24 protein-coding genes are annotated in these 25,995 nt (G+C 71.2%); 12 read left to right on the forward strand and 12 right to left on the reverse strand.

Translation table 11 applies throughout. The features are described from left to right. Positions 1–63 precede the first annotated feature (63 nt). The 3 genes from ACQPW6_RS20985 to ACQPW6_RS20995 form a co-directional block, all read right to left on the reverse strand. Entirely contained in the window at positions 64–2,334 is a 2,271-nt protein-coding gene (locus ACQPW6_RS20985; protein WP_433891199.1) for a LamG domain-containing protein, read from the reverse strand. A 139-nt stretch (positions 2,335–2,473) separates the two neighbouring features. Continuing rightward, entirely contained in the window at positions 2,474–3,106 is a 633-nt protein-coding gene (locus ACQPW6_RS20990; protein ID WP_433891200.1) for a DUF4232 domain-containing protein, read from the reverse strand. Positions 3,107–3,419: 313 nt separating this feature from the next. Then, positions 3,420–3,554, reverse strand: a complete 135-nt coding sequence (locus ACQPW6_RS20995) for a hypothetical protein (protein WP_433891201.1) — start codon at positions 3,552–3,554, stop codon at positions 3,420–3,422. A gap of 10 nt (positions 3,555–3,564) precedes the next feature. Here ACQPW6_RS20995 and ACQPW6_RS21000 point away from each other — a divergent pair, with 10 nt between their 5' ends. Beyond that, positions 3,565–5,376: an N-acetylmuramoyl-L-alanine amidase gene (locus ACQPW6_RS21000; RefSeq protein WP_433891202.1), complete on the forward strand. Its 1,812-nt coding sequence runs from the start codon at positions 3,565–3,567 to the stop codon at positions 5,374–5,376. A gap of 105 nt (positions 5,377–5,481) precedes the next feature. Here ACQPW6_RS21000 and ACQPW6_RS21005 read toward each other — a convergent pair whose 3' ends face one another. Continuing rightward, entirely contained in the window at positions 5,482–7,071 is a 1,590-nt protein-coding gene (locus ACQPW6_RS21005) for a flavin monoamine oxidase family protein (protein WP_433891203.1), read from the reverse strand. Between the two features lie 561 nt (positions 7,072–7,632). On the opposite strand from ACQPW6_RS21005, the gene ACQPW6_RS21010 reads away from it, so the two are divergent. The 3 genes from ACQPW6_RS21010 (at position 7,633) to ACQPW6_RS21020 (ending at position 11,801) form a co-directional block, all read left to right on the forward strand. Then, the gene (locus ACQPW6_RS21010; RefSeq protein ID WP_433891204.1) at positions 7,633–10,791 is read left to right on the forward strand and encodes a discoidin domain-containing protein; all 3,159 of its coding nucleotides are present in this window, start codon (positions 7,633–7,635) and stop codon (positions 10,789–10,791) included. A 294-nt stretch (positions 10,792–11,085) separates the two neighbouring features. Continuing rightward, complete coding sequence (locus ACQPW6_RS21015; RefSeq protein WP_433891205.1) at positions 11,086–11,472, forward strand: type II toxin-antitoxin system RelE/ParE family toxin; 387 nt, start codon at positions 11,086–11,088, stop codon at positions 11,470–11,472. Further along, positions 11,469–11,801 carry a helix-turn-helix domain-containing protein gene (locus tag ACQPW6_RS21020; RefSeq protein WP_433891206.1) on the forward strand — a complete coding sequence of 111 codons (333 nt, stop codon included), beginning with the start codon at positions 11,469–11,471 and terminating at the stop codon, positions 11,799–11,801. The genes ACQPW6_RS21015 and ACQPW6_RS21020 overlap by 4 nt, the downstream gene beginning before the upstream one ends. Positions 11,802–11,906: 105 nt before the next feature. On the opposite strand, the gene ACQPW6_RS21025 is transcribed toward ACQPW6_RS21020, so the two are convergent. Both ACQPW6_RS21025 and ACQPW6_RS21030 read right to left on the reverse strand, forming a co-directional pair. Then, positions 11,907–12,122 carry a DUF397 domain-containing protein gene (locus ACQPW6_RS21025; RefSeq protein WP_433891207.1) on the reverse strand — a complete coding sequence of 72 codons (216 nt, stop codon included), beginning with the start codon at positions 12,120–12,122 and terminating at the stop codon, positions 11,907–11,909. Beyond that, on the reverse strand, positions 12,119–12,952 hold the full coding sequence (locus ACQPW6_RS21030; RefSeq protein WP_433891208.1) for a helix-turn-helix domain-containing protein: 834 nt from the start codon (positions 12,950–12,952) through the stop codon (positions 12,119–12,121). The genes ACQPW6_RS21025 and ACQPW6_RS21030 overlap by 4 nt, the downstream gene beginning before the upstream one ends. Before the next feature lie 171 nt (positions 12,953–13,123). Between ACQPW6_RS21030 and ACQPW6_RS21035 the strand changes: the two genes are divergently transcribed. Both ACQPW6_RS21035 and ACQPW6_RS21040 read left to right on the forward strand, forming a co-directional pair. Continuing rightward, complete coding sequence (locus ACQPW6_RS21035) at positions 13,124–13,516, forward strand: ATP-binding protein (protein WP_433894608.1); 393 nt, start codon at positions 13,124–13,126, stop codon at positions 13,514–13,516. Between the two features lie 74 nt (positions 13,517–13,590). Then, positions 13,591–14,241, forward strand: coding sequence for a hypothetical protein (locus ACQPW6_RS21040; RefSeq protein ID WP_433891209.1), 651 nt, complete (start codon positions 13,591–13,593; stop codon positions 14,239–14,241). 19 nt (positions 14,242–14,260) lie between these two features. Here ACQPW6_RS21040 and ACQPW6_RS21045 read toward each other — a convergent pair whose 3' ends face one another. From ACQPW6_RS21045 to ACQPW6_RS21055, 3 genes are all read right to left on the reverse strand, one after another. Continuing rightward, on the reverse strand, positions 14,261–15,499 hold the full coding sequence (locus ACQPW6_RS21045) for an RNA polymerase sigma factor (protein ID WP_433891210.1): 1,239 nt from the start codon (positions 15,497–15,499) through the stop codon (positions 14,261–14,263). Positions 15,500–15,512: 13 nt separating this feature from the next. Beyond that, the gene (locus ACQPW6_RS21050; protein WP_433891211.1) at positions 15,513–15,914 is read right to left on the reverse strand and encodes a YciI family protein; all 402 of its coding nucleotides are present in this window, start codon (positions 15,912–15,914) and stop codon (positions 15,513–15,515) included. Positions 15,915–16,142: 228 nt separating this feature from the next. After that, complete coding sequence (locus tag ACQPW6_RS21055) at positions 16,143–16,532, reverse strand: VOC family protein (RefSeq protein WP_433891212.1); 390 nt, start codon at positions 16,530–16,532, stop codon at positions 16,143–16,145. Positions 16,533–16,555: 23 nt separating this feature from the next. On the opposite strand from ACQPW6_RS21055, the gene ACQPW6_RS21060 reads away from it, so the two are divergent. The 6 genes from ACQPW6_RS21060 (at position 16,556) to ACQPW6_RS21085 (ending at position 21,503) form a co-directional block, all read left to right on the forward strand. Then, a complete protein-coding gene (locus ACQPW6_RS21060) occupies positions 16,556–17,098 on the forward strand; it encodes a hypothetical protein (protein WP_433891213.1) in 543 nt (180 codons plus the stop codon). 157 nt (positions 17,099–17,255) lie between these two features. Beyond that, the gene (locus ACQPW6_RS21065; RefSeq protein WP_433891214.1) at positions 17,256–17,669 is read left to right on the forward strand and encodes a hypothetical protein; all 414 of its coding nucleotides are present in this window, start codon (positions 17,256–17,258) and stop codon (positions 17,667–17,669) included. Positions 17,670–17,900: 231 nt separating this feature from the next. Further along, complete coding sequence (locus ACQPW6_RS21070) at positions 17,901–18,383, forward strand: peroxiredoxin family protein (protein WP_433891215.1); 483 nt, start codon at positions 17,901–17,903, stop codon at positions 18,381–18,383. Between the two features lie 14 nt (positions 18,384–18,397). Continuing rightward, positions 18,398–19,198: an SDR family NAD(P)-dependent oxidoreductase gene (locus ACQPW6_RS21075; protein ID WP_433891216.1), complete on the forward strand. Its 801-nt coding sequence runs from the start codon at positions 18,398–18,400 to the stop codon at positions 19,196–19,198. A gap of 6 nt (positions 19,199–19,204) precedes the next feature. Beyond that, positions 19,205–19,987 carry an RNA polymerase sigma factor gene (locus ACQPW6_RS21080; protein WP_433891217.1) on the forward strand — a complete coding sequence of 261 codons (783 nt, stop codon included), beginning with the start codon at positions 19,205–19,207 and terminating at the stop codon, positions 19,985–19,987. Positions 19,988–20,426: 439 nt separating this feature from the next. Next, the gene (locus ACQPW6_RS21085) at positions 20,427–21,503 is read left to right on the forward strand and encodes a LacI family DNA-binding transcriptional regulator (RefSeq protein WP_433891218.1); all 1,077 of its coding nucleotides are present in this window, start codon (positions 20,427–20,429) and stop codon (positions 21,501–21,503) included. Here the strand turns inward: ACQPW6_RS21085 and ACQPW6_RS21090 are convergent. The 3 genes from ACQPW6_RS21090 to ACQPW6_RS21100 all read right to left on the reverse strand — a co-directional run bounded on the left by ACQPW6_RS21090 (position 21,490) and on the right by ACQPW6_RS21100 (position 25,848). Then, on the reverse strand, positions 21,490–23,673 hold the full coding sequence (locus ACQPW6_RS21090) for a discoidin domain-containing protein (RefSeq protein WP_433891219.1): 2,184 nt from the start codon (positions 23,671–23,673) through the stop codon (positions 21,490–21,492). The two genes, ACQPW6_RS21085 and ACQPW6_RS21090, sit on opposite strands and share 14 nt — an antisense overlap. Before the next feature lie 115 nt (positions 23,674–23,788). Beyond that, a complete protein-coding gene (locus ACQPW6_RS21095) occupies positions 23,789–24,634 on the reverse strand; it encodes a DUF1996 domain-containing protein (protein WP_433891220.1) in 846 nt (281 codons plus the stop codon). A gap of 389 nt (positions 24,635–25,023) precedes the next feature. Beyond that, the gene (locus ACQPW6_RS21100; protein WP_433891221.1) at positions 25,024–25,848 is read right to left on the reverse strand and encodes a hypothetical protein; all 825 of its coding nucleotides are present in this window, start codon (positions 25,846–25,848) and stop codon (positions 25,024–25,026) included. Between the last annotated feature and the right edge of the window lie 147 nt (positions 25,849–25,995).

The following is a 25,995-nucleotide window of genomic DNA, read 5'->3' on the forward strand; positions in this document are numbered from 1 at the left end:
CAAGATCACGCCGCGTGCCGGGCGAACCAACCCCCGGCACGCGGCGCTTGTGTGCGAGCGGACTCAGCCGCCGATCAGGATCGAGAGCTGGTTGTCGCCGTCGACAGCGCCCGTCCACAGGTCGAGCGAGCTGACGCTGCCCGGGAAGTAGGAGCCCCAGCTGCCGTTGAGGTACGCCTTGCCGACCGTGAGGTCCCCGACGCCGGCCACCGGCGTGAAGGGCACGGTGGACTCGTTGTTGCCACCGATGTACACCGACGCGGTGCCGTCCTGGGCGTCGAAGACACCGGCCACCTGGACGGGCGTGGCGGCGGTACCCGGCTTCCACACCGTGAGGTTCGACTGCGCACCGGTGAATGTTCCGTCGTCAGCGACGCGGCCGACGAGCCACCTGGTGTCGGGCACGGAGATGAGGTTGCCGTCGTCGTCGATGGTGTGCGAGTGGCCGGCGAGCTGGAACCACACACCCCATGCCGAGCCGTCCGCCGAGCTCTGCCCCGCGACCTGGGCTGTCCACCCGTCGGGCTTGTCGGCGATCACTGACATATCGGGCTGTACGACGGCGCTGACGGTGAAGGACCCGCTGCTATCGACCACCGGGCCCGGCGTGCTCGCCGCGTCGTCCACGCCGTCCAGTACGAGTGCCCCGCCGTCGAGTCGGGCGCCGCCCTCGGTGGTGAGGGTGCGGCCGTAGCCGGTCGTGGTGTCGGCCAGGGTCGTGCCGCTGGCGCCGGTCGCGTTCCAGGCGGCGACGTGCGCGACGTCGAACCAGGCGCGATCCGGCTCCCTCAACCGCGCGTCCTCAAGGGCGTCGGCAGCGGACAGGGTCCGCTGCCAGACCTGCACCTCGTCGAGGTGGCCGTGCCAGTAGCCGCCGTAGGTAACGGGGCTGCCGGGGACCGTGTTCCGGCCGAACTCCAGTTCACCGGAGGCGGCTTGGGCGGCTGCGGTGGACGGCAGGGCCGTCGGGGTGCCCTGCGGCAGCCCGTTGACGTAGAGCGTGAGGGTGTGCGCGGCGGAGTCGTAGGAGCCCGCGAGCTGCGTCCAGACCCGCTCGCCGCCGGCCGGAGCCTCGGCGTACGCGACCTGGCGGGCGCCGCTGCCGTCGGTCCAGGCGTACGAGAAGCGCCACGCCTGGTCGGCTTCGGCGTAGCCCAGGGTGAAGCCGGAGCCATCGGCGCCGGTCTGCGAGAGCACCGTGCGGTCCTGCGCCAGGTCGGCCGGGAAGGCCCATGCCGACACGGCGAACGACGAGGCGGGGTCGATCACTTGGCCGTCGGTGGTGGCGTGGCCGGAGCTGCCGTCCAGGGTAAGGGCCTCGTCGCTGACGCCGTCGATCGAGCCGCCGCGGCCCAGCGCCGTCCAGTCCGCGCCCGTGCCCGAGAGCACAGCCGCGTGCCGGTCGCCGGGGCCGGTCGCGGTGTCGGCCGCGGCCGTCGAGGTATCACCGGGCTGCCCGTCGGAGAAGTGCCACCGTCCGACGGAGGAGGCGGGCGGCGCTACCTTGAAGCTGACCTGGGTCCACGCGCCCGAGCGGCCGGTCGCGTCCTGCGCCCGCACCTCCAGCGTGACCAGTCCCTCGTTCTGCGGGGTGAGCGTCACGGTGGCGGGGGAGCCGGGAACGCTGGTCGGCGCCGCGAAGCCGAGCTGGTAGTCGTACCCCACCACGCCCGTGTCGCCCTCACCCGGTGCGAAGGTGAAGCTGCCCGGTACGCCGGGGCCGCCGTGCGCCACGCAGTCGTCGGCCGTACACGCGGTGTACGGCGCTCCGATGGTCACGGTCGGCGCCAGCGGCCCGGTCGGGTCCACGGTGAAGTAGCACCAGCCGCCGGCGGCGGAAGTGCGCGGCGAGGCCACGTGCTGGGTGCCGTCGCTCGTGAACGACCAGGTGGAGGCAGCCAGTCGGTAGAGCGTGCCCGCGGCCAGCGGGTCGGTGACCAGGGTGGTCACGACCTGGCCGTCGGTCGCCGAGACGGGCGCAGCCGGCTGCAACTCGGTGGCCGCGGCGGTCCACTTGCCCGGGGCCTGCCGGGCCTGGATGTCGAAGTGCGCCCGCAGGTGCTGCGGTTGGGTGCTGCCGGCCGCGGCGTGCACGGTGGCGCTCAGTTGCGGGTTCGGGTCCCCCACAACGGTCGGCGCGGCCTTGTCAGTTGAGCAGAGCAGACCGCCCGCGGCCCGGATGCCGAGCGCGGTCGGCACGGTCGGCGCCGGCACGTCCGGCTTCCCGGCGGCCTGCGCGCCGGCCGCCGTCACCGGCAGCACCGCGAGCAGCGCCCCCGCGGCCAGCGCGGCGGCCCACCCTCGGAATCGCCCTTTGAACCGACTTCCGGGCATGCCGGACCGCCACAGTTCCGTACGTCTCAAGATCCCCACCCCTACGCAGTGCGAACACGTGTACGCATCAAGTTAGCAGTTCGCTGTGCGCGCGGGGCGGGTTGGGCGGTACGGCCGCGAGGGCCCTGAGGGCCGTGGGCTACTTGCCCGCGCCCACGGGGTCCACGGTGATCGTGGGGCCGGTGGCGTCGGCGGTGGCGGGGATGTTGATCGAGAGGGGGATCGTTCGGGAGTGGGTCTCGTTCGGCGGGGTGACCAGGAGGGTGGTGAAGGTGACGCCGGTGCCGCCGGAGTTGTTCGGGGGGTAGTGGAGGGTGAAGCGGGTCGCGTCGCCGGGGTGGAGGGTGACGTCGGGGGCGTTCAGGTGGCTGCGGGCGGCGCTGACCGTGCCGTCCTGGCCCTTGAGGTCTACGCCGGGGAAGCCGTGCATCGTGCAGGTGGACGAGCTGCTGTTCGTGAGGTTGATCAGGATCTCGCCCTCGGCCATGCCGAACGAGTGGGTGAACGTGAGGTTCGAGGTCTGGCAGGCGGCCACCTGGGCCGTGCCGGGGGCCTTCGTCGGTGAGGGGTTCGGCCGCGTGGGCGAGGTCGAGTCCGGGGAGCCGGTACCGCCGCTCTGCGAGGTCGGGGCGGCCGGGGGAGCGGGGGGCGTCAGGGAGGACGAACTGGGCGCGGGGGAAGAGTCGTTACCGCTGCCGCCGTCGCAGGCCGTGAGGGACAGGCCCGCGGCCACCGCGACGAGGGCGACGGTCGAGATCTTCCGGATGCGCATGTCTTCTCCTCCGCGAAACGGGTGCCCGCCCGTATCGGGTGAGCCCTACTGCCCTTCCAGACACCGCCGCCACCAGCGCAGTTGCCGGTGAGGCGAGGCCAGGACACCCCTGTGACACAAGCGGAACGGGAGCCCGCCCGCGGAGGGACGGGCTCCCGTCGTGCCAGCTGGCGGCCGCGTCCCGCACGTGAAGAATCGGCACAGCTTCCTCCTCCTTATGCTCATCCGCCCCTCCAGGACCACCGCGATGCTGTATGTGATGATCGGGAACGCATCGCATCGCAGCTACCGGCGGAGGATGAGGGATCTTGGGTCACAGGCGCAGATCGAAGCGGATGCTGGCGACGTACGTCGTGAGCGCGGCGACGTCGGTCATCGTGGGGTGTGCGGTGGCGCCGGCGGCGCTGGCCGACCAGCCGGGGACCGTCACCGGGTCGGGCTCGAACACGGCCTCGGCCGTGTCCTCGTCCGCGTCCTCGGGCGAGCAGCAGGACTTCGCGTACGCCGCGCACGAGTCCGGCGTGCCGGAGGCCGTGCTGATGGCCGTCGCGTACCAGGAGTCGCGGTGGGACGACCACCAGGGCCACAACACCAGTGGCGGATACGGGCTGATGAGCCTGACGGACGTCACGCCGTCGATGCTCGCGGACGGCGGCGCAGGCATGGCGGGCCGGGCGGAGGCGGCGTCGGCCGCGGCCGACCCGTCGCTGCACACGCTGACCGCGGCGGCGAAGCTGCTCGGCGTCCCCGCGCAGCAGGCGCGCACCGACCGGCGGACCAACATCCGTGCTGCGGCAGCCCTGTTGGCCTCGTACGAGACGGGCATCCACGGGGACACCCCGAAGGACCCGGCGCAGTGGTACGCCGCCGTCGCCCGGTACAGCGGGTCACCCGACCAGAGCGCCGCCGCGGACTTCGCCGACCACGTGTTCGGCACGATGACGTCGGGCGCGGACCGTACCGCCACCGGAGGACAGCGCGTACGACTGGCGGCTGACCCCTCGCTGCGGGCGGACACCAGCGGTCTGACGGCGCTGCACCTGAAGAAGACCACGTCCACCGGCACCGACTGCCCGGCCCGGCTGGACTGCGAGTCGGCGCCCGCGGCGACGACCAACTACCAGGTCGCGAACCGCCCCGCCGACGGGATGACGATCGACTACATCGTCATCCACGACACCGAGTCCTCCTACCAGTCCGCCATCGACACCTTCCAGACCCCCGGGGGACTCACCGCCGCGAACTACGTGATGCGGGCCTCGGACGGCGCGCTGACCCAGTCGGTGGCCGCCAAGGACCTGGCCTTCCACGCCGGCAACTACGGCTTCAACATGCACTCGATCGGCATCGAGCACGAGGGCTACGCGGCGCACGGCGCCACCTGGTACACCCAGGCGCAGTACGAGAACACCGCCGTGCTGGTCAAGTACCTCGCGAAGAAGTACCACATCAAGCTCGACCGCGAGCACATCATCGGCCACGACAACGTGCCGGGGCCGGTCGACTCGCTGGTCGCCGGCATGCACTGGGACCCGGGACCGTACTGGGACTGGAACCTGTTCATGGCCATGGTGGGCGCGCCGACCGACCACGGCGGGCACGGCGTCGGCCCGGTCGGCACCGCCGTGACGATCGCACCGGCCTTCCGGTCCAACGAGCAGACGGTGAACGTCTGTCCGGCCGACGACCCGACCGGCGCGACCCCGGCCTGCACCGACCAGACGCAGCCGTCGAACTTCCTCTACGTGCGCACCGCGCCCAGCGCCACCGCGCCGCTGGCGAACGACCCGTACGTCCACACCGACGGCTCGCCCGGCACGGACGAGATCAACGACTGGAGCGCCACGGTCTCTTCGGGCCAGCAGTTCGTGGTGGCCGGCCGGCAGGGCGACTGGACGGCGATCTGGTTCGGTGGCCAGAAGGTGTGGTTCGACAACCCGTACGGGAGGAACACGGTACGGGCGCAGCACGTGAAGATCCTCACGACCGCGGGCGCGAGCGCGCCGGTGTTCGGTGAGGCGTACCCGGACGCGTCCGAGTACCCCGCGGGCCTCGCGCCCGACGTGGCACCGCCGTTGAGCAAGTACGCCTTCCCGGCGGGCCAGGAGTACGTGGCGACCGCGGCACCGGCCCACCGGGACGACTTCTACCCGGCCAACGGCACGACCCGCCCCACGGAGACGTACATCCAGGGCGCGGGAACGGTCTACACGATCCAGTACAACCACCGGGTCGCACTGGTCAACACGGCCGATGTGACGTGCAGTTGATGCCTCACGCGTAGCCCTATGGCCCCGCCCCGCGCCGGTTCGTCCGGCGCGGGGCGGGGCGCTTTCGTCGGGGTGTCTTCGCCGGGGTGTCCTCGGCGCGGGGACTCAGGCCAGGACGCGCTGGTGCAGCGCCGTCACCGCGTTGCGCGCCGAGGTGAAGGCGCCGTGCTGCCACGCGTCCATGTAGCTCAACCAGTCCCCGGCGAAGTAGACATGGCCGGTGGGCTGGGTGAGCGGCTTGTACCTCGGGTCGTCCGGGCCGCCGGGGGTGCTGTGCCAGGCGGCCTCCTGGTAGGGGAACTGCCGCCAGTGGTGCGAGAACGAAGTGGCCAGCTCCGTACGGTACTTGGGGCCGTAGATCTTCACGCCGGCCGCCACCGCGCGGGCCTCCCGCTGCGCCGGGGTGAGCGGGGCGTACGAGTCGGCGTTGGAACCGGTGTTGTAGTAGCCGATCAGCAGGCCCCGTTCGTCGTGGTAGCCGTGCGAGGGGTGCCAGATGTGCGTGACGTCGAGGTCGGTCTCGGTGATGCCGCCGTATATCCGGTAGTCGGTCTCCCACCAGCGGGACCGGTACTCCAGGCCGATCTTCGCCGCCGACGACGGCTTGATCGCCTCCAGCGCGGTCTGCACGCCCGAGCCGAGGTTGTGCGGGACCTTCGCCAGGATGTTGGGCGGCATCGCGGACACGCAGAAGTCCGCGTCGATGCTGCGCGGACGGCCGTCGCGGTTGTAGGCGACCGTGACCCCGTGCGCGGTGTCGGTGATCCGGGTGACGGCGCTGCCGTACTGGATGCGGTGCCCGCCGATCGCGCGGGCCAGCGCGTACGGTATCCGGTCCATGCCGCCGACCGGCTGGAACATCAGCATGGCCTGGTCGAACTCGAACTCGAAGGCGAAGTAGCGGCCCACGCCGGAGGCGAAGACGTCCGACGCCGACGGCACATCGCCCGCCACCACCCCCGGCTGGCCCGCCGCGCCCGGCCACTGGGTGTAGCCGCGGCGGGTGCTGCCCGTGTAGTCGTAGGACTTGCCGAGGTCGCCGTAGTCCTTCAGGAACTCCATCAGGCGTTCCTTGTCGGCGGCCGTCAACTGCTGGTCCAGCGCGCCCTGGTCGGTGAGCTTGGCCAGCATCTCGGTGGTGTAGCCGAACACGTCCGCCTTCGCCGCGCGGTAGCGCACCGGGGCGGTCATGCCGGCTGACTCGTTGTAGAGGAAGGTGTCCGCGTTGACGTTGGTGAACACCTCGATGGGGACGCCCAGTTCACGGCAGTAGTCGAGAGTGACCATCCACTGCGCGAGCCGGGCCGGCCCGGCGTTCATGTACTGCCCGGCCGAGAACCGGGCGGTCTGCTTCGTGCCGTTCAGATCGGTGGTCGTGGTGCCGCCGCGGACGGTGAAGTTGCGGCCGCCCGGGCGGCCTTGGGCTTCGAGGATCGTGCAGTCGTAGCCGGCCTTGCCGAGTTCGTAGGCGGTGGCGAGCCCGGCGATGCCGCCGCCGAGGATGACGACCTTGGCGGCGCCGCGTCCGGAGAGCGTGAAGTCGCCCTCGCGTGGCGCCCGATAGCTCGCCGCTTCTCTGGTGGCCGCTTCGGCGCTCTGGGTCAGGCCGAGCGCCCCCATGGTGGCGAGCACGGCGCCGGCTCCGCCGGTGGCACCCACTGCCTGCAGGAACGCGCGTCGGTTGAACTGGGTCATGGTGATGTCCCCTTTCCTTCACTGGCCGCAGGGGACTCTGGCAGGGGGGTGTTACGTGGGGGGCTTGTGCGTGTGTCGCACAGGTAAGTCGGCGCGCACCGCTGCTTTGGGGGTGGGGGGGTTCTGTTTTGGCCCGGGTGCGGGGCCGGGCGTCCGGCTACGACCCGGCCCGGGTGGGTGGTGAGGTTCGTTTCCCCGGCTCGGCGCCGTGCCTGCCGTTTTTCCCACCGCCCCGCCCGTGCGGGTGCGTCCTTGGGTGCACGTTTTCTGGTGGGTGGGGTCGGGGCCGGTCCGTGGCACCTCCTCGGATTTCCTCCGTGCGGGCTTCGTTTTCGGGTGCACCCCGGTCTGTCGGAAATCCTGCGGGGGCACCCCGGCCCGTCCCCTCCCGGGTCCGGACGGCGGCTTCACGGCCGCTGGGGGTGATCGGTGGGGGTGCGCGTTCGCGGTCCCCCATCGCGGGGATGCGGGGCTCGGGGGTTGACGGGGCGGGTTCGTCGACCAAGAATGAACGCGGCTCTGACAACGTTGTCGAGCGGCGAACCCAGGAGGCGCATCCGCGTGAACCACCACCCGGCCGAGCTGAGCAGGCGGCGATTCGCCCAACTGACGGGCCTGTCCGTGGCGTTGGCCGCGACCTCGTCCCTCGGGGCCACGTCGGCCATGGCCGACGACCGGCCGGGGGCCGCGCAGCACACCGCCCCCGATGACGTCGCCGCCGCGTACTATCAGGCGCTGCTGACTCATACCCGCTGGTCGGAGACCCAGTGGGACGCGGCCAAGGGCCACTACACGGCCACTGACTTCGGCTTCGCGGTCGTCCTCGGCAACGCGCTGCTGCTCACCCGTGGGACGTACGACGCGGAGCAGACGGGTATCGACGAGGCGACGCTGCTGTCCCACACCCTGGACTCGATCAAGCACTTCGCCGCCTCCAACCGCCTCACCGGCGGCACCGAGTGGGGCCGCACCCTGTTCTTCGACACCACCTTCCAGCTGTACTTCGTGCTCGCCGCCCGGCTGCTGTGGGACCGGCTCGACAGCGCGACGCAGGCGAACGTGGACACGATCGTCCGCGCGCAGGCGGAGTTCACCACCGGTCTGGGTACGGGTGACGACCCCGCGTCGGCCGGGTGGACGCCGCACGGTCTGACCGGCGGGTTCGTCGGGGACACGAAGCTGGAGGAGATGGGCGTCTACGCGCAGTCGCTGGCGCCGGGTCTGGCCTGGGCGTCCGACAGCGCAACGTACCCGCAGTGGCGGGACGCCTTCGGCCGCTGGAGCCGCAACGAGACCGGGCTGCCGGCCGCGGACCGTGCCAACCCGGCCCTGGTGGACGGCGTCGCGATCAGCGACAACACGGCGCAGAACCTCTACGACACGTTCATCGTCGAGAACCACGGCTCGTTCGGCCCGCACTACCAGTCCGAGCTGTGGCGTACGTCGGGGCGCAACTCCGCGCACTTCATCACCGCCGGGCGGCCGATGCCCGAGGTGCTGACGCATCAGCCCAACGGCGGACTGCTGTGGGACTCCATCCTGATGGTGATGAGCGACGCGGGTGAGCCGCTGATGCCGATGGTGGACGACCGCGAGCACCTGTACGGGCGCGATGTCATCCCGCTGGCGTTCCTCGCCCAGGTGATGGGGGACCGGGCCGCGGCCCGCGCCGAGGTCGCGCTCTCCGAGCGCCTTGCCGCGTACCAGGCGTATCCGCCGGTCAACCGGCTGACGAAGTTCTCCGGTGAGCCGAAGTACGAGCCGGAGGCCCGCGCCGAGGTCGCGATCAGCTACCTGCTGCACGAGTGGCGGGCCGCGCAGGGCCGGCCCGTACGGCCGCTCACGGACCGGGAGTTGTTCCAACAGGCGAGCGGCGTACGGGACTTCGGCACCGGGCCGGGGCTCGTCGCGCACCAGTCGCCGGCGGCGTGGGCGGCGGCCGTCAGCAAGCCCGGCTTCGTGAAGTTCGGTTGGCAGCCCGCGCACGACGACTGGCTGTTCGCGCTCGGCGGGCCCACGCCGATGTTCCTGCCCGCGACGGCCGGCACCCCGGCGGCCCGTTCGGCGGTCACGTACAGCGCGCTGCGGGACGGATTCGACGGCACCGCCACGCTGTTCACGCTGGCCGCCGGTTTCGCCGGGTTCAACACGCTGCCGAGCGGTGACGTCGTCTACGCCACGAGTGGTACGGCGGCCGGTGAGGGCCACCTTGAGGTGCACAACTTCACCATGCCCGGGATCGCCGGTCTCGACGGCGGCCGTACGTACACGGCGGCGGAGGGGTCAACGACCGTTGCCGCGGCGGACAGTGGGACCGCCTCGGCGCCCGCCGCCACCGGGCGCACCGACGACATCACGTTCGCCAAGGCCACCTACAGCCAGCTGCGGATGCAGGGCATCACCCCGGACCCCAAGTACGGCTACTCGCTGTACGCGATCGAGATCCGCGACGGCGCGGACGGGTCGGACCTCGCGCAGGGCGCCACCGCGACCGCCTCGTCCGCCGACACCGGCAAGGGCGCGGCGCTGGCCGTGGACGGCGACCTCAGCACCCGGTGGGCCGTGGCCGTCGGCGACCGGGCGCGGGCGGACAGCTGGATCACCGTCGACCTCGGCCAGCCGGAGGAGTTCGACCGCGTCACCCTGCGGTGGGAGGCAGCGGCGGGCCGGGCGTACTCCGTGCAGGGCTCGACCGACGGCAAGTCCTGGACGGACCTCGCGCGCTACCCGCACGCCGACCTCAGCAGCACCGGCGGGTGGCTGTCGGTGGACGGCCGGGCCGGCCTGGTCGTCCGCGGGGCGAAGAACCCGCTGGCCGTTTACGGCGACACGGTCATCCTGTCGGACGGTCCTGCTGAGGGCGTAGTCGTGGAGGGGTACGTCAACGGGGCTACGGCTGCGGTGAAGGCGGCGGCCGGGCGGCAGGCGCCCACGTCCGCGCACCCCGACGTGCGCGCGAGCGTCGCGGGCGGCCACCTCAGCCTGTTCAACCTGTCGGCCGCTGCCGTGAGCACCACGGTGTCCGTGCCGCAGGACACCCGGGCGGTGCGGCTGTACGCGGGCACCCAGACGGTGACGGCGGCCGGTACCTCCTACGCCGTTGAACTCCCTGCCGCGCAGGCCCGGTTGGCGGCGTCGCGCTTCGTCCTGCGCCCGGTGGGCGGCGGACGCGTCCCGGCCGGACTGCGGGCCGAGGTGGTGGACGGTGCCACGCTCCGGCTGACCGGCCCGTCCTGCCTGCTGACGGTCATCCCGTCGGACGACGGCCGCGAGACGTACGTCAGCGTGCGCCGCGGCCGTACCGCCGAGGTGCACGTGCCGGGTGCCACCGCCTACCCGCTGGCCGACCTGGCGCTCGGCCGCATCACCTTCCCGGCGGTGCCGCTGCCGCCCGGCATGTCCGACCCGGCGGCGGCGGTCGACGGCGACCCGTACACGTCCTGGACCCCGGGCACGGACGGCCGCATGGTCGTCGACCTGGGCGCGCCGACCCCGATCAGCGAGGTTCGGCTGGCCTGGACGCGCGGCCATGTCCCGGCGGCGGAGGCGGAGTTGAGCACGGACGGCCTGACCTACACCTCGGCGGCCACCTTCCGTCCTGGCCACGGCGGAGGTTCAACGGTCGCGGCGAAGGCGACGGCGCGGTATGTGGCGGTGCGGGTGCGGGGGCGGCGCAGCAGCGACGCCCGAGTCACCTCCGTCTCGGTCCTCCCGGCCTGACCCTGCGGGGGCGCCGGCGGCTCCGGCCGCCGCCGCCCCCGCTTTTCCGCTGGCGGGGGTCTGACCCCCTGGCCCGGGCCCGGCGTGGGGTGGCGCCGGTGGCGGTCTACCCGGCCTGGCGGCCCCTGGTGGTCGGTCCCGGAGGCTTCCGGGGTGCGGCCCCGGTGCACGTCGATCGCGGCACGATCGCCGAGGAAGTGTCCGCGAACTGCGGCCCGCCCGTCCTACAGCTGGCGCGGGGCACCCTGGCGCCGTCGCTTGCCCATATACTTGGCTATCTATACAGTTAACTGTATGAGTGGCGGCTGGGAGATCGAGATCGAACCGGAAGTCCGGCATTGGCTGGACAACCTGCCTGACCGTGACTATCTCGTAGCCGAGCATGCGGCTGAACGTCTGCTTGAAGCACCGACCACCCTGTCCGAACCGTACGCGCGACACCTGGGCGAGGGCTTACGCGAACTCCGATTCAGCCTGGGCCATGACGGCAACGCCGTCCGTCTGACCTACTGGCTCGCCCCTGATCGCCGGATCGTGCTGCTGACCGTGTTCCGAAAGACGCGGATGCGGGAGGATGCGGAAGTGGACCGCGCCAAGCAGGCCAGGAAACTCTGTGAGGCTGAGCGCCACACAGCTCACGATGAATTCACTCGGGATATCACGAAGGGAGAGGATCTGTGAACCACGCCCAGTGGAAGCTCACCCGCGAGCGGAAGGCCGCGGAAGGCCACACCGGGTCTCCCGAGGTGGAATCGATGCGCACCGAGATTCGCATGGCCTTCGACCTGGGACAAGCGGTGTACAACCGGCGGACCGAACTGGGTATCTCCCAGACCGAGCTCGCCAGGCGAGCCGGCATGACACAACCCCAGGTGTCGAAACTCGAACTCGGCGGCACCGTTCCCACCCTTCCGCTGCTCGCCCGGCTCGCCGAGGCACTCGACGCGTCACTCAACATCGCTCTCGACGCCGGCACTTCCACTGTCGCTTTCATCGCGCACGCCGCGTGAACCGAGGCCCCCGATGCCCCCGATCTACCGGGCGTCCGCGTCGGGGCCACCCACAAGGCGGCCCCGCCACCCATGTTGGGTGGCGGGGCCGTTGGGGGTTGGTGGTCAGACCGGGAAGTGGCCGGCTTTAACGTCCGCGACGAACGAAGCCCAGGCATCGGAGGCGAAGGCGAGAGCGGGGCCGTGCGGGTCCTTGCTGTCGCGGACCGGGACGACGTCGGCGAGGCCGTCGGCGACCTCGATGCACTCGCCGCCCTGACCGTTGCTGTAAGTGCTCTTCCGCCACGCGAGCGGCGCCGTTTCAACGGGGTTCAATGTCATCCCTCATACTCTTTCAGGTACCGGTGCAGCAGAGACGCGCTCTCCCCGCTGTCAAGGGCCTTCGAACGGGCGATGTCCAGCAGCGTCGTCAGCTCCAGCACATCGGCCGGGGCATCCACGGACACTCCCGACGCGAACGACTCGACGTACGCGAATGTCAGGCCGTCGCGAAGGGTCAGCAGGCTCAAACTACCCCCAAGCAGCGGGTGGACTCCACGCGCAAAGGGAAGTACCTGCACCTGCACTGCGCTGTTGGTCTCGGCGGTGTTCAGGATCTGGCGGATCTGCTCCGCCATGACGGCCGGGCCCCCGACAGGTCGCCGCAGCGCCGCCTCGTCCATGATCGCCCAATAGAGCGGCGGCGTAGCCGAGTCGAGCACGGCACGGCGGTGGCTGCGCGTGCCCACTCTCAGGGCGACCTTTTCGCTGTCCTTGCCGGGCATCGACTCGCGGAACAGCGCAGAGGTATAGGCCTCGGTCTGTAAGAGGCCAGGGACAACACTGCTGTTGAACGTCTGGATGCGCGCCGCGCGCCTCTCTTCATCCAGCACACGACGACCCCACGTTGGGACTTCCGCCGCCATCGCGACGACCAGCAACTCGGCGATCAGCCCGTCAGTGCCGTGGAAGTCGTCCAAGGCGTCGGCCAGCGCTGGCGACGGAACCTGTTCCCCCCGCTCCACACGGCTCAGATACGTGTGCGGGTAGCCCAACTTCTCAGCGAGCGCGCGCAGCGAGAGGCCCGATCTGGACCGAGCCCGCGCGACTCGACTGGCCAGCATCCCTGCTGGTGTAGCGGGCATCGCGTCAGCTTCCGGCTCAAGTTCCATGCCGCTTCGTCCCTCTCAAAGGCTTGTCCACTCAGGGTATTTGGTTACACGCGCTCCGTGTACCTCTCTTCGTTTTTTGGCGATGGTTGTTCACGAGGGGACACCCCGGCGGACGAAAGCAGGGCGACAGTGAACACGACACCCCACACCCCGGCCCCGGCGGTATTGATCATGCCGCCACGCGTAATTACGCACTGGCCGTGCGCCGCTTCGTCCATTTCGCGGGCGCGGCATGATCTCAGGGCCGTCATGGGTGACTGGGGGCTGTCCGAACTCGCCGACGCCGCCGAGCTCGTGCTCAGTGAACTCCTCACCAACGCTGTCCGGCACGCCGCTGCGCGGACCCGCGAGGTCGGGACCAGGTACGAACGCGACGGCACGGGCGGGGTGCGCCTTGAGGTGTCGGACGGCAGCCCCGTCGCACCCCAGCTGCGCACCGCCGGCCCGGACGCCGAAAACGGGCGCGGGCTCGGGCTCGTGGACGCCTTGACCGGGGGGCGGTGGGGCGTCGTGAGGGATCCGCGCGGCGGCGGGAAAACCGTCTGGGCCCGAATTCCCGGCTAGAAGGAACCCGCAACAAATACGGCTCGACGAAACGAACGGCGGATCCCAACCGCCACCTGAGAAAGGAAAGCCTGATGTCCACGACCGGGGCACGGCCGCCACAACTGACCTGGGGCGCCAAGAAATTGCCCGTTCCGTTCGCCGCCGCGTGGAGTGGTGAGGAACCGGATATCAGCCGGTTGATCGCGAGGCCGTTCGGGGCGGGGCTCGCGTACAGCGATGAGCGGCCCGAAGACCGCGACGAGCGCGGGGTGTTGTGGGCGCGGATTGCGTCGGCGCCGGGGTCGGGGCGGCCGGTGTTCGAGGCGATGCATTCGGTACGGCAGCGGGAGGCGTTGCTGCACCGGTTGTGCCAGGTCTGCGGGAAGCCGGCCGAACGCACCGAACAGGGCTGGCTGTTCCTGTCGCAGTTCACCCGACTGACGCGAGCGATGGGGGATTCGGCGAACCAGGGCTTCACCTCCAAGCCGCCGATCTGCCCGCCGTGCGCCCGGCTGGCCGTCCGGTTGTGCCCGCACCTGACCGACCCCGTCTGCGTCCGCAGCGCCAACCCCCGGGTCTGGGGGGTGTCCGGCGGGTTCTACGTTCCCAACCACGACGCGAAAGCCGTCCCCTACCCCGCCGACGAGAACCTCCCCTACCGCCACCGCCCCGACCTGGAGAAGTGGTTCCTCGCCTCCCAACTCATCGTCCACCTCACCAAATGCACACCCGCCACGCTGTAGCTCCCGTAGCTCCCGTAGGTCAGCCGAGGCGGGCCGCGCGGGCGCGGAGGTAGCGCTGTTCGGGGAGGCTCAGGGTCTTGGCGGCGGCTGACTCGTAGGCGGCCCGGGCGGCCTCCGGGTCGCCGGCGCGTTCCAGGAAGTGGGCGCGGACCGCGTCCAGGCGGTGGCCGGTGGTCAACTCTGGTGCGAGCGCGTCGAGTTCGGCCAGGCCGGCCTCCGGTCCGTGGACCATGGCGACGGCCACGGCGCGGTTGAGGCGTTCGACGGGGTTGGGGACGAGATGGACGAGGACGTCGTAGAGGCCGAGGATCTCGGGCCAGTCGGTGCTGTCGGGCGAGTCCGCCTCGTCGTGGACGGCGGCGATCGCGGCCCTCAACTGGTACGCGCCTGGGCGGCGTTGGGACAGGGCTCGGGTCACCAGGGCCACGCCCTCGTCGATCGCCGCCTTGTCCCACAGCCCGCGGTCCTGCTCGTCGAGGGGGATCAGTTCGCCGGCCGCCCCGGTCCGCGCGGCGCGGCGGGCGTCGGTGAGGAGCATCAGGGCGAGCAGGCCGGCGACCTCGCAGTCGTCGGGCAGCAGCCGGTGCACGGTGCGGGCCAACCGGATGGCCTCGCGCGCGAGTTCGGCCCGCTGGAGGGCGGCTCCTGAGGTGGCCGTGTAGCCCTCGTTGAAGATCAGGTAGAGCGTGTGGAGGACGGCGGGCAGCCGCTCTTCCCAGTGATCGGGGCGGCCGAACCGCGTGCCCTTCACCCGCTGCTTGGCCCGGCTGATCCGTTGGGCCATCGTCGCTTCCGGCACCAGGTGCGCGCGGGCGATCTCGGCCGTCGTCAGACCGCCGACGGCCCGCAGCGTCAGTGCGATCTGGGCGGGCGGGGGCAGATCCGGGTGGCAGCAGAGGAAGAGCAGGGTCAGCGTGTCGTCCTCGGAGGGCGCACGGTCGGGCCCGGGCGCATCGGGCCCGGGCGGCGGCGCGGTGAAGGCGTCGCGCGGGGTGAGCGCCGCCGCCTTCTCCTCGCGCAGCCGCCGCGCCTGATCACTGCGCAGCGCGTCCGTGAGCCGCCGCGAGGCGACCTTGATCAGCCAGCCACGCGGGTTGTCCGGAGTTCCCGACTCGGGCCACTGCCCTGCCGCTGCCAGCAGCGCCTCCTGGACGGCGTCCTCGGCGGCGTCGAAATGCCCGTACCGGCGGACGAGCGCGCCGAGGACCTGCGGCGCGTGCAGCCGCAGCAGGTCCTCGACCTCGCTCGTACGTCGCAACGATCTCCCCTGCTCACATCTCGCCGAGCGGCCTGATGACGACGGGGTAGGTGTTCGCGCCCTCGGGAAGGGGGCACCGGGTGACCCGCGCGGCGATCTCCGTGACCCGCTCCAGGCTCTCGCACTCCAGGAGCCAGTAGCCGGCGATCACTTCCTTGGTCTCGCCGTACGGGCCGTCGGTGATCAGCGGCCTGCCGTCCGCGCCGGCGCTGACCAGGCGGGTCCTGGCGGGCTCGGCCAGCCCCTGGGCGTCGATGAGCTCGCCGCTCTCGGCGAGGTCGTTGTTGATCGCCCCCATGTGCTCGAACATCACCTGCATGTCCTTGTCGCTCCAGACCGGGAGGCCGGCGGTGGGCTTGCCCGCCTGGGTCTCGTAGTCCGCCTGCGTGCCCTGCACCATCACCAGGTACTTCATGATTCCGCTCCTTCGGCTCGGGCCGCCCGTGGTGGGCGGCTCTCACAGGGGACGTCGGAGCCGGCCCGCGCTTCTCTACAGGTTCGCGGAAGTTTTTTCCGGCCCGCGGGAAGAGCGGGGTTCCAGCCCGGGCCTGGACGCTGATCACTGGCCGTGTCCTCAGGATATTGCCGCCCGGCCCGGCCCGACAGGCGACCGACGCGCCCGCGGCGGCCGGCCTGCGCCCGGCTACCCGCTGGCCGGGAACAGGCAGAACTCGTTGCCCTCCGGGTCGGCGAGGACGGTGTGGTCGTCGTGGCGGGCGGCGATCGAGGCGCCGAGGGCGGTGAGGCGCCGGGTCTCGGCGTCCAGGTCGGCCGCGCGCAGGTCCAGGTGCACGCGGTTCTTGACCCGCTTGGCCTCGGGCACGAGCTGGAACCACAGCCGCGGCCCGCCTCCGGCCGGCTCGACCAGCACCGTCGGATCGTCCTCGGGCCCGTCGACCCCGAGCCCGCGCAGGCGGTCGAGTTCCGCCTCGTCGTACGGCGCGACCCCGTACCCGTCGAGCGCGGCCGCCCAGAACCGGGCGGCGGCAGCGGGGTGCGCGGAGTCGAAGACGATGTCATGGAGGCGGGCCATCCGCCGGAGCTTAGGCTGCTGGGGTGACGGGTCAAGGGGCAGGTTGGGATCCACTGACGGCGCTTCCCGAGGGCGAGCCGGGGAAGTCCTTCGGCGGCCGGTGGGAGGACCGCCTCTGGCAGAACGTCCCCGGGCCGTTCTACACCGGAATGGCCGACAACTGCTGGACCGGCCGGGAGTACGCACCGCGGCACGTGCTCTACGGCGGCGAGCACCTCGGTGAGTACGTCTACCGCCAGCCGGCGACTCCCGCCGACGTCCACCGTGTGGTGGCCGCGGCTCGGGACGATCCGTACGGCGGATACGCGTGCGACGGCGACACCTGGTGGACCCCGGGCTCCGTCCGCGACTGGTGGCGGGACCGCGGGCGGGTCACGGAGGAGTTGGCGACGCTGCTGCCGGGTTGGTCCGCCAGCGAGAATCCCGAGGAGACGGAGGCGGCCGAAGGGCTGCGGGACTATGCCGCCTACATCGCCGGCGACCTGGCGACCGACCTGCGCCGGTACCTCTTCCGCCTTGAGGAGGGCCGGTATCCGGGGGCCTTCGCGACGCTGCCCGACCTCTGACCCCTCTCCCAGCTTGTGAACCCGACGCTGGGCACGCTGGCTGAGGTTGCGGCTGCCCTGGGCATGCGGATCACCCTTGAGCCGCTTCCGGCGAGCGAGCGGGAGGCCGCGGCGAATTGGTGTCGTCCTCGGGTCGCTCGGCTGGGAGGGTGGGCCTATGAGCGCTCTGGGTGGGACGCGCATTCCGCCGGGCCGGGTGGAAGTGGCGGCATGCTGGCATGCCCTCGCGGAGGGGGAGGCGACCCGTGAGGAGGCGCATGCGTGGGCGGTGCCATGGGTGGAGGGCGAAGGGGCGCTCGCTGACTTCGAGGACCCGCTGGTCGTGACGGCCCTGCAGTACCTGCACGGGTTCGACCTTTGCCAGGATCCGGCACGTCCCGGTTCCCTCTGGCACGGCGCGGCCGGTGACGGTGAGTGGTACCACTCGCTCGATGCCATCGTCGGCGGTCTCGCCCGGTGGCAGGAGAACTGCGCTCTTTACGATGCCGATCCGCAGGGCTGGGTCCGCACGGTGACTGAGCGGGCCAGGGCGTTCATCCGGGCCGAGAAGCTGAAACGCGGACTCAGTTGACGGCTCGGGAGCCCGCGCGGGCGGGCGGGACGTCATCGCTTCGTAAGAACAGGCCCGGGTGGCCCGTGGTGCGGTGAAGGGGCTGGTCAGGGGGCTTGGGCGGGGGCCTGGGCGGGGGAGTCGGGTGGTTGACAGGGGGTGGGGTGGGGGGTGTTATTGGAGTGATCTCTCCAGAATGGGGAGGGGGTGCCGGGACGAGTTCCGGTGGTCGTGTGGAATGGGAGTGCGCTCATGGTTCTGCTCAAGCCCGGTGAACTGTTTCCCGCGTTGGAGGTCTCTCCGGTCGGGGCGGAGGCGATCCGGCTGCCCGAGGCGCTGGCCGGGGGGTACGGGGTGGTGCTCTTCTATCGCGGGTCCTGGTGCCCGTACTGCAACGCCCAACTGCGGGCGTTCCAGCGGGCGCAGGAGAGCCTTGCGCAGGCCGGGGCGAGCGTCGTCGCCGTCTCCGTGGACGACGAGGCCACCACCAAAGCGCTGGTCGACAAGCTGCACCTGGAGTATCCGGTCGGACACAGCGCCGACGCGCGGGAGTTCGCCGAGGCCACCGGCGCGTTCGTCAACGACGAGCCGACGTATCTGCAGTCCACCGGGTTCGTCCTCGACCCCGACGGGCGGGTCGTCGTCAGCGTCTACTCCAGCGGGGCCATCGGCCGGCTCGTGCCCGAGGACGTGGTCGGGCTGATCACGTACCTCCGCTCGCACGGCGACAAGTGAGCGGGGAGCAGGCGGTGTTGGACGATCACCCGCTCGCCGGGCGGACCGCGCTCGTCACCGGCGCCGGGCGCGGGATCGGCCGGGCGACCGCCCTCGCGCTGGCCGGGGCCGGCGCCGATCTCGTGCTGCTCGCGCGCTCCGCGGACCAACTCGCCGCGGTCGCCGGGGAGATCAGGGATCTCGGGAGGACCGCTCACCCGATCCGCGCCGACCTCGAAGACCCACGAGGTGTCAGGAGCGCGGGAGATGAGGTGCTCGACGTGTCGGGCGGCGTCGACATCCTGGTCAACAACGCTGCCCGGGTGGCCCCGTTGGGCGGCACCGCGCGCCTGGACCAGGACGACATCCTCGACGCGCTGGTGCTCAACGTCCTGTCCGCCGTCGCCCTGACCTCCGCGCTGCTGCCGGTGATGGTGCGGCGGGGGTGGGGGCGGATCGTGAACGTGTCCAGCGGGATCGTCGCGCGGCCGGAGGGGATGGTCGGCGGCAACGTCTATGTGACGACGAAGGCGGCGCTCGAGGCGCACACCGTCAATCTGGCCGCCGAGCTCGACGGCACCGGGGTCACCGCCAACGTCTACCGGCCGGGCACGGTCGACACCGCGATGCAGGAGTGGATCCGCGATCAGGATCCTGAGCGGATCGGCGAGGCGCTGCACCAGCGGTTCGTCAGCTCGCACGCCGAGGGGCGGTTGATCACGCCGGAACGGTCGGCGGCCGTGCTGCTGGAGCGGCTGCTCGGGGACGGGACCGGCCGGATCTGGGACGTGGCGGCGGCGCCCGGGGCCACCGGGGATCCGGCGCGGTCGCGGTAGCCGGGGATGGCCGGCTCCGAAGTCGCGCAGAGACGCTCGGCGTACGGTGACGCCTCCGGCGCGGGCCTGGACGTCCGTGCAACTCCCGCTGTGGACGGGGGCGTTCGGGACGCCGGGCCCGGCGCGGGGCGGGACGTTCGGGACGTCCCCGGCGCCGGCCGGGTCCGGCTCGATCCGGACTCGGCCCGCTGGGTGCGGGCCCTCGAATCCGAGGGCGAGGTCTACGAGGACGCCTGCGCCCGTCTGCACGCGCTGCTGCTGCGGATCGCCCGCTCCGAGATCGCCCGGCGGGCCGGCGGCCACCACGTCACCGGTCCTGAACTGGACGACCTCGCCCATCAGGCCGCCGCGGACGCCCTGTTGGCGATCGTCCGGAAGGTCGGACGGTTCCGCGGCGAGAGCAAGTTCACCACGTGGGCGTTCACCTTCGTGGTGTTCGAGGTCTCGGGGAAACTGGGCCGGCACTTCTGGCGCACGCCTGGCGTCGCGTTCGACGCCGACGACTGGGACCGGCTCCCCGACCGGCTCGGCCCGGACCCGGCCGCCGAGACCGAGGCACGCGAACTGCTCGACGGCCTCCGCGCGGCCGTCGCCGACACCCTCACCGAGCACCAGCGGCGTGTCTTCATGGCGCTGGTGGTGAGCGGGGTGCCGCTTGACGCCCTGGTGGACCGCCTCGGCACGAACCGCAACGCGGTCTACAAGACGATGTTCGACGCCCGCCGCAAGCTGCGCGACCGGCTGGTCGCCACGGGGCATCTGGACGCGCAGGCAGCGAGGCCCGCGTGACCCGCAGCCGTGCGGGGCGGGGCGAGTGTTGCCGCGAGCGGCAGCCGCGCCGGGCTTCGCCGCCACGACTGGGCGGCGATCTGCCGCCAGGCCCGCACCACACCGGCCGGGATCACAGGACCGGTCTGAAGCCGGGTTTCGAGGAACGAGTCCAGCAGCGTGAAGCGCGCGTCCCAGCCCACCGACTCCGGTTCTGCCCGAAGTGCTGCGTGATGTTCTTCTACGGCTACCCGGACAACGGCTTCTGTCCGGCCGGCGGCGCGCCCAGCGCCCAGCGCTTCAACTTCGTCCGCACGCGTAGTCACCCGGGCGGCCCGCGCTGCGGCGCGCGGGACGTCCTCCCGGGCGAGGCGGCCCGGCGAAAACACCTTTCCTATTCCGCGTCCGGATCATCATTGTATCGCGGGCGATTTCAAGGACGGAAGTGTGAACAGAGGGGTTGCCGTCTATTGCCGTGTCGTGGATTCTTGCACGCATGGACAGTCACGACGACGTGGAACGTCCTCGGCGCGTCACGATCAACGACATAGCGGCTGCCACCGGGTTCGCCTCGTCGACCGTGTCCCGCGCGCTGTCGAGGCCGGGCCGGGTCAACCCGGTCACGCGCCGGCGCATCGAGGCAGTGGCACGGGAAATGTCCTACGTGCCGAACACCCAGGCCGGCGCGCATACTCCGGGCCGCACCGAAACCATCGCGGTGATGGTCTCCGACGTGACCAATCCGTTCTATTTCGACTTGATCAGGGGTACGCAGCACCAGCTCAAAGCGGCCGGCTATGCGAATCTGCTGCTCGACAGCGAGAATTCCGGAGAACTCGAGTCGCACATGCTGTCCAAGGTCCGCCGGTCGATCGACGGGGCGATCCTGACCGCCTCGCGGTTATCCGGCCGGCTGCTCGCGACACTTGACGCCGATCTGCCGCTGGTGGCGATCAACCGCCGGGTCCACGGCGTCCAGAGCGTCGTGATCGACTCACCGTCCGGGGTGCGGCAGGCGGCCGAGCACCTGATCTCGCTCGGACACCGCGAGATCGTCTATCTGTCAGGACCGGAGAACTCCTGGGCCAACGAGGCACGATGGCGCTCGCTGTCCACGGTGGCCGGACAGCACGGGCTGTCGGCCCGCCGGCTGGGGCCCTTCCCCGCCGACCGGATGTCCGGCTCCGCCGCCGCCGACGCGCTGATCAACACCGGTGCCACGGCCTGCATCACCTTCAACGACCTGCTCGCCATCAACATGCTGGCCCGCCTGGACGAGCGTGGTGTCGGCGTGCCCCGGGAGATCAGCATCGTCGGCTGCGACGACATCTTCGGGTCGGACTTCTGCCATCCCTCGCTCACCACGCTCACCGCCCCGGGCGAGCAGGTCGGCCGGGTCGCGGTGTCGATGCTGCTGGCACGCCTTGAGAACGGCGCGTCGGCAACACGGCGGTCCGCCGTGCTGCCGACGCATCTGACGGTGCGCGAGTCGACCGGACCCGCACCGCGCCAGGGGTGCTCGACTAGGGGTAGTTGACGACGTGCACCGGTGAGACGGTGGTACCGGTCGACGCTCCGGTGTCGTTGATCACGTGGTTGATGGAGCCCTTGCCGAGCGAGATCGTCAGGATGTCGTGGAACGCCACGCCCGGTCTGTCCGGGGCCTCGAAGCCGCGGTCGGCCACGATGCCCGGATCGGCGGTGAACAGGCAGTAACTGCCCATTCCCCAGCCCTGGTGCGAGGTGACGGAGTCGGCCACCTTGTAGGCCGCGTACCCGTTCCCGTCGGATCGCCAGGCGGCCTGGCTCGGCGGGTCATAGGGCATCTCGTTCTGGAAGAAGACCGTGCGGCCGTTCTGCCCGTTCCACAGCACCTCGTACTTCTCGAAGTGCTCCACGAACAGCCCGTACGCGGAGACGTCGGAGCCGTTGACGATCAGCCCGGTGTCGGAGGGGTTGACCGTCCAGCCGACGCCGCTGCCGTGGTCGGCGCGCCAGGCCCAGGTGTCGTCGATGATGGTGTCGGCGCTGTTGACGACCATCGCCGTGGTGACCTTGCCGGGGCCGGCGCCGCCGACCCGGAAGAACACGTCCTGCACGGTGGTCGGGTCCGCGGCGTGCCGGGTGGTCGCGCCGGCCGGACCGACCTGGAGCAGGCTGGGCGAGTTGACCGGGCCCGCGTCGAACAGCAGCCCGCCGAGCCTGACTCCGTCGACGTCGGCGACGTTCATCGCGCTGACGCCGTTGTCGGGAATCAGCGTCGGGTAGCCGATGCCCAGCACGACGGTGTCGGGCCGGGTGACGTTCAGGGTCTGGCTCAGGTGGTAGACGCCCGGCGTGAACAGCAGGTTCTCGCCGCAGGCCAGGGCGTTGTTGAGGGTCGCGGCCGAGTCGGCGGGACGGGCGACGTAGAACTGGGTCAGCGGCACCGAGGTGCCCGGGGTCGAACCGCCCGACCAGGTCGTCCCTGAGGCGTTGGTGCGCAGGCTCGGCACGAACACGCTGAGACTGCTGCCGTTGAGGTAGAGGTAGGGCTTGTCCCGGATCACCGGAGTGGTCGCCAGCGTCGTGTTGGGCGGGTCGGGGAACGTGTTGGCCGGGGCGCCCTTCACACCGGAGAAGACCATGTTCCACACGCTGTTGCCCCAGCTGCCGATCTGGCTGTCGCGGGTGAACCACTGCTGCTGGGAGTAAGGGCTTACCTTGCCGTCGATCCTGCTGTCGGCGATGTAGCCGCCGCTGGCCCATCCGTAGCCGTTGGGCGCCAGGTTGAGGTCGCCGCGGATGTGCACCCGGCGCATCGGTGCGCCCTGCGCGACCGCCCACCGGTCGGAGGTGTTGCTCGGGACGATGGACAGGTTCTCGATCGAGCGCCAGAAGTTCTGTGTCGCGTTGCCCTGCATCCAGCCGGCGTCGACCGTCACGTCACCGTTGATGGTGACGTCGTCCGGGTTGCGGCCCAGGCCCATCACGGAGGTGTAGAACCCGGTGTTGGCGTTGATGCCGCTGTAGGTGCCGGGCTTGAACATCACCGCGTACCGGTAGCTGCCGAACTGGGCGGTCTCGGTCTGGGCGAAGATCGCGTCCAGCTTGCTCTGGATCGACGCCTTGGACATCGACGGGTCGAACGTGACGACGTTCGGGCCGAGGTCCTGGGCGACCGGCGCGGGGGCCTGGCAACCGGTGCCGCCCCCTCCCCCGACGCCGCCGTGGACGGTCAGCTCCTTGATGGAGTAGCCGTAGCCGGTGGCCCGTTGGGTGCCGTAGACGCGCAGGTAGCGACCGGTGCCGGAGACGTCGAGGGTCTGCACGCCGCCGGTGCCCGCGGTCGTGGAGTAGAGCGTGCTCCAGGTGGTCGCGTCGTCGGAGACCTGGAGTTGGAACGCCTTGGCGTACGAGGTCTGCCAGTTGATGACCACCTGGCAGATCGAACTGCCGGAGCCGAGGTCGACCTGGAGCCACTGCGGGTCGCTGGACCGGCTCGACCAGCGCGAGTCCGGGTCGCCGTCGACGGCCTTGGCCGGCAGATAGCCGTTGCCCTGGACGGAGGAGGCGGTCGCGGGCCGGTCGAGGGCGGTGTTGGTCGCGGTGTCGCAGCCGGCCGCGGCGGCGGGGGTGCCGCTGATGCCGGCCACCAGACCGACGGCGGCCAGCACCATGGCGGTCAGCCAGGCCACCAGCCGGCGGCGTAAGGGTGGGATGCGCATGGGGGGGTACCTCCCTGGCGGGGGGACGAGAGCCGCCGCGGCAGGCGGCGGCCTTCTGCGGAGGCGGCGCCCGCGGGTGCGGGCACCGCCGGCGAGGGGCTTTCGGGGCCGGGGCCTACGGCTTCTTCGGGTCCACGCCGTAGCCGTTGCACTGGCGTCCGCCGTGGATGCAGTAGTCGACGAGGTACGCCTGCCGGGCGGGGTCCCAGCCGTTCATGAAGTCGTAGTGGAACGTGTAGGCGGGACCGGAGGCGAGCGTCAGCCCGGCGGTGTTCCCGTTGTGCATCGGGTACGGGATCTTGGTCTCCAGCATCGGCAGCGGCACCGGGTGGTCGGCCGGGCAGACCCCCTTGACCGGGTACGCCATGTACGACTTGTGGTCGGCGGAGTCCAGGTGCACGCCGTCCCAGCAGCTCGGGGCCTGCAGCCGGACGACGAGCGAGGAGCCGTCCGGACAGGAGGCCGGGAAGGTCGCGCCGGTGTAGCCCGGGCACTTCCAGTTGCCGGCGAAGGCCGCCGGGTCCATGTTGCGGGCATCACCGACGAGGAGCTTGAAGCCGGCCGGGAACGGCTGCACCGTGCGGTAGTCCTTGACGCCGGACTTGTAGTAGACGACCGGCTTGTCCGGTGTCAGGGCGACGCCGTCCTGAAACAGCGTCGGGAACCAGTAGCCGGACGCGTCGAGCGAATCCTCGCAGGAGGTGGCGCCGCCGACCAGGGACTGCGGCGTGGAGGAGGCGTTCGTCGCCGGGTTGCCGATGAAGGTGTGGTTGTGCGACGCCCCGGCCTGACCGGGGAAGACGATCGGGTCGTCGCTGAGCATGTGGTTGACGGTGCAGTCCGCGTGCATCTCCTGGTACGCGGCGTGTGGCGGGTCGTCGGCGGCGTGCGCGATCTGCACGCCGACGAGCGTGGCGAGGGCGGCCGCGGCGGCCGCGAGCGCACGTAAGCGAATGCTCATGTCTCCTCCTGGGCGATCCGGTGAGTGCCGGTTCACGGGTGGGAAACCGGACTGTAATCCGGCGTTTTGGCGGGGGAAAGCGCTTGCCAAAAATTGCCATCCCCCCGCCTGAACGACACCCCCGAGCATCCGGCGAGCGCCCCCAGCCGCACCCCGAGCCCGACCCGCCGTTCCTACCTGGAGGCGGTTGAGTAGGAGCACGGATCAGCCGGGCGGCCCCTTCCGTGAGACTCGCTCCAACGACAAGGGAGGGACATCATGAGCAAGGACACCGCCCGCGGCCCGGGCCGTTTCTTCGCCCTGCACTGTTCAGCCATGACCGGAGTGTGTCCGCGAATACCGGGTCGAACCGTTGCGGCGCCGGGCGGCGGGAGCAGCCGCCCCGCTGGTCACCGCGCGTCCGCGGAGACGTTCAGCGAGCCCGACGTGACGGCCAGGGAGACGCGGTGGCCGGAGGCGGGGTTGCGGGGGACGGTGACCTGCGTGCTGGCGGAGGAGGCCGCCGTGGTGACGGCGTATCCGTCCGGGGAACCGGGCAGGTGCGCGGTGACCGAGGCCGAGGTCTCGTGCAGGTCGAAGTCGTCGGGCGGGGCCCCGAAGGAGAGGTCGGCGCTGCCGGAGACGAGGGTGAAGTGGGCCTCACCGGGCCGCAGGTCGCTCGCGGTGAGCTGCACCGAGGACGCGTCGACGGTGATGTCGCCGCCCAGTCCGGCCAGCACCGTCTGCCCGGAGGTCTGGCGCAGCCGGAGTCCGGTGTGCACGGGTACGGTCAGCGCCAGGTCGCCGGCGCACGGCACCTGGGTGCCGTTCTCGTCGTCACAGGTCACGGCGAGCGCGTCGTGACCTGTGACGGTGTCGTGGACGGCGGTCCCGTGCAGGCTCACCGCGTCGCCGTCCGAGCGGTGGAAGCTGCCGGTGACACCGCGGGCGTGCGGGTCGGCGGTGACCTGCACGTTGCCGGAGACCCCGTCGAGGGCGACAAGTGCGGTGTCGGCGGCGTGGAAATCGTACGTCCCCGCCGTCGTCCTCCGGTCGTCCGAAGGCGCCGGATGCCGATCCAACGGGGGCCCGGAGCCGTGATGGCTGCTGCTGTTGCCGGTGAGCACCAGCAGCAGCACCACGACCGCGGCGACGGCGAGCACCGCGAGCAGCAGCGGGCCCGATATCCGCCGGCCGCCGGGCCCGGGTGCCTCCGGGGCATGGCCGGGCGGCAACCGGCCGGGCGGTTGCGGGGGTTGCGGGGGCGCGTCAGGTCGTGAGGCAGTGGCTGCCGCCGGCGATCGAGACGGCTTCGGGGGCGGTTCGGCCGGATCCATGCCCGTCGTCTGCCCCGCACCGGGCGTTGATCACCTCCGCACCGG

This window comes from Streptomyces sp. CA-111067, assembly GCF_050956065.1.
Lineage (GTDB): Bacteria > Actinomycetota > Actinomycetes > Streptomycetales > Streptomycetaceae > Actinacidiphila.

Coding starts and splice junctions, on each gene's coding strand:
- ACQPW6_RS21035 (WP_433894608.1), top strand. CDS start 13,124: ATGCCGCCACGCGTAATTACGCACTGGCCGTGCGCCGCTTCGTCCATT.
- ACQPW6_RS21070 (WP_433891215.1), top strand. CDS start 17,901: ATGGTTCTGCTCAAGCCCGGTGAACTGTTTCCCGCGTTGGAGGTCTCT.
- ACQPW6_RS21040 (WP_433891209.1), top strand. CDS start 13,591: ATGTCCACGACCGGGGCACGGCCGCCACAACTGACCTGGGGCGCCAAG.
- ACQPW6_RS21055 (WP_433891212.1), bottom strand. CDS start 16,532: ATGGCCCGCCTCCATGACATCGTCTTCGACTCCGCGCACCCCGCTGCC.
- ACQPW6_RS21090 (WP_433891219.1), bottom strand. CDS start 23,673: ATGCGCATCCCACCCTTACGCCGCCGGCTGGTGGCCTGGCTGACCGCC.
- ACQPW6_RS21050 (WP_433891211.1), bottom strand. CDS start 15,914: ATGAAGTACCTGGTGATGGTGCAGGGCACGCAGGCGGACTACGAGACC.
- ACQPW6_RS21065 (WP_433891214.1), top strand. CDS start 17,256: ATGAGCGCTCTGGGTGGGACGCGCATTCCGCCGGGCCGGGTGGAAGTG.
- ACQPW6_RS21005 (WP_433891203.1), bottom strand. CDS start 7,071: ATGACCCAGTTCAACCGACGCGCGTTCCTGCAGGCAGTGGGTGCCACC.
- ACQPW6_RS20985 (WP_433891199.1), bottom strand. CDS start 2,334: ATGCCCGGAAGTCGGTTCAAAGGGCGATTCCGAGGGTGGGCCGCCGCG.
- ACQPW6_RS21015 (WP_433891205.1), top strand. CDS start 11,086: ATGAGTGGCGGCTGGGAGATCGAGATCGAACCGGAAGTCCGGCATTGG.
- ACQPW6_RS21080 (WP_433891217.1), top strand. CDS start 19,205: ATGGCCGGCTCCGAAGTCGCGCAGAGACGCTCGGCGTACGGTGACGCC.
- ACQPW6_RS21030 (WP_433891208.1), bottom strand. CDS start 12,952: ATGGAACTTGAGCCGGAAGCTGACGCGATGCCCGCTACACCAGCAGGG.
- ACQPW6_RS21025 (WP_433891207.1), bottom strand. CDS start 12,122: ATGACATTGAACCCCGTTGAAACGGCGCCGCTCGCGTGGCGGAAGAGC.
- ACQPW6_RS21095 (WP_433891220.1), bottom strand. CDS start 24,634: ATGAGCATTCGCTTACGTGCGCTCGCGGCCGCCGCGGCCGCCCTCGCC.
- ACQPW6_RS20990 (WP_433891200.1), bottom strand. CDS start 3,106: ATGCGCATCCGGAAGATCTCGACCGTCGCCCTCGTCGCGGTGGCCGCG.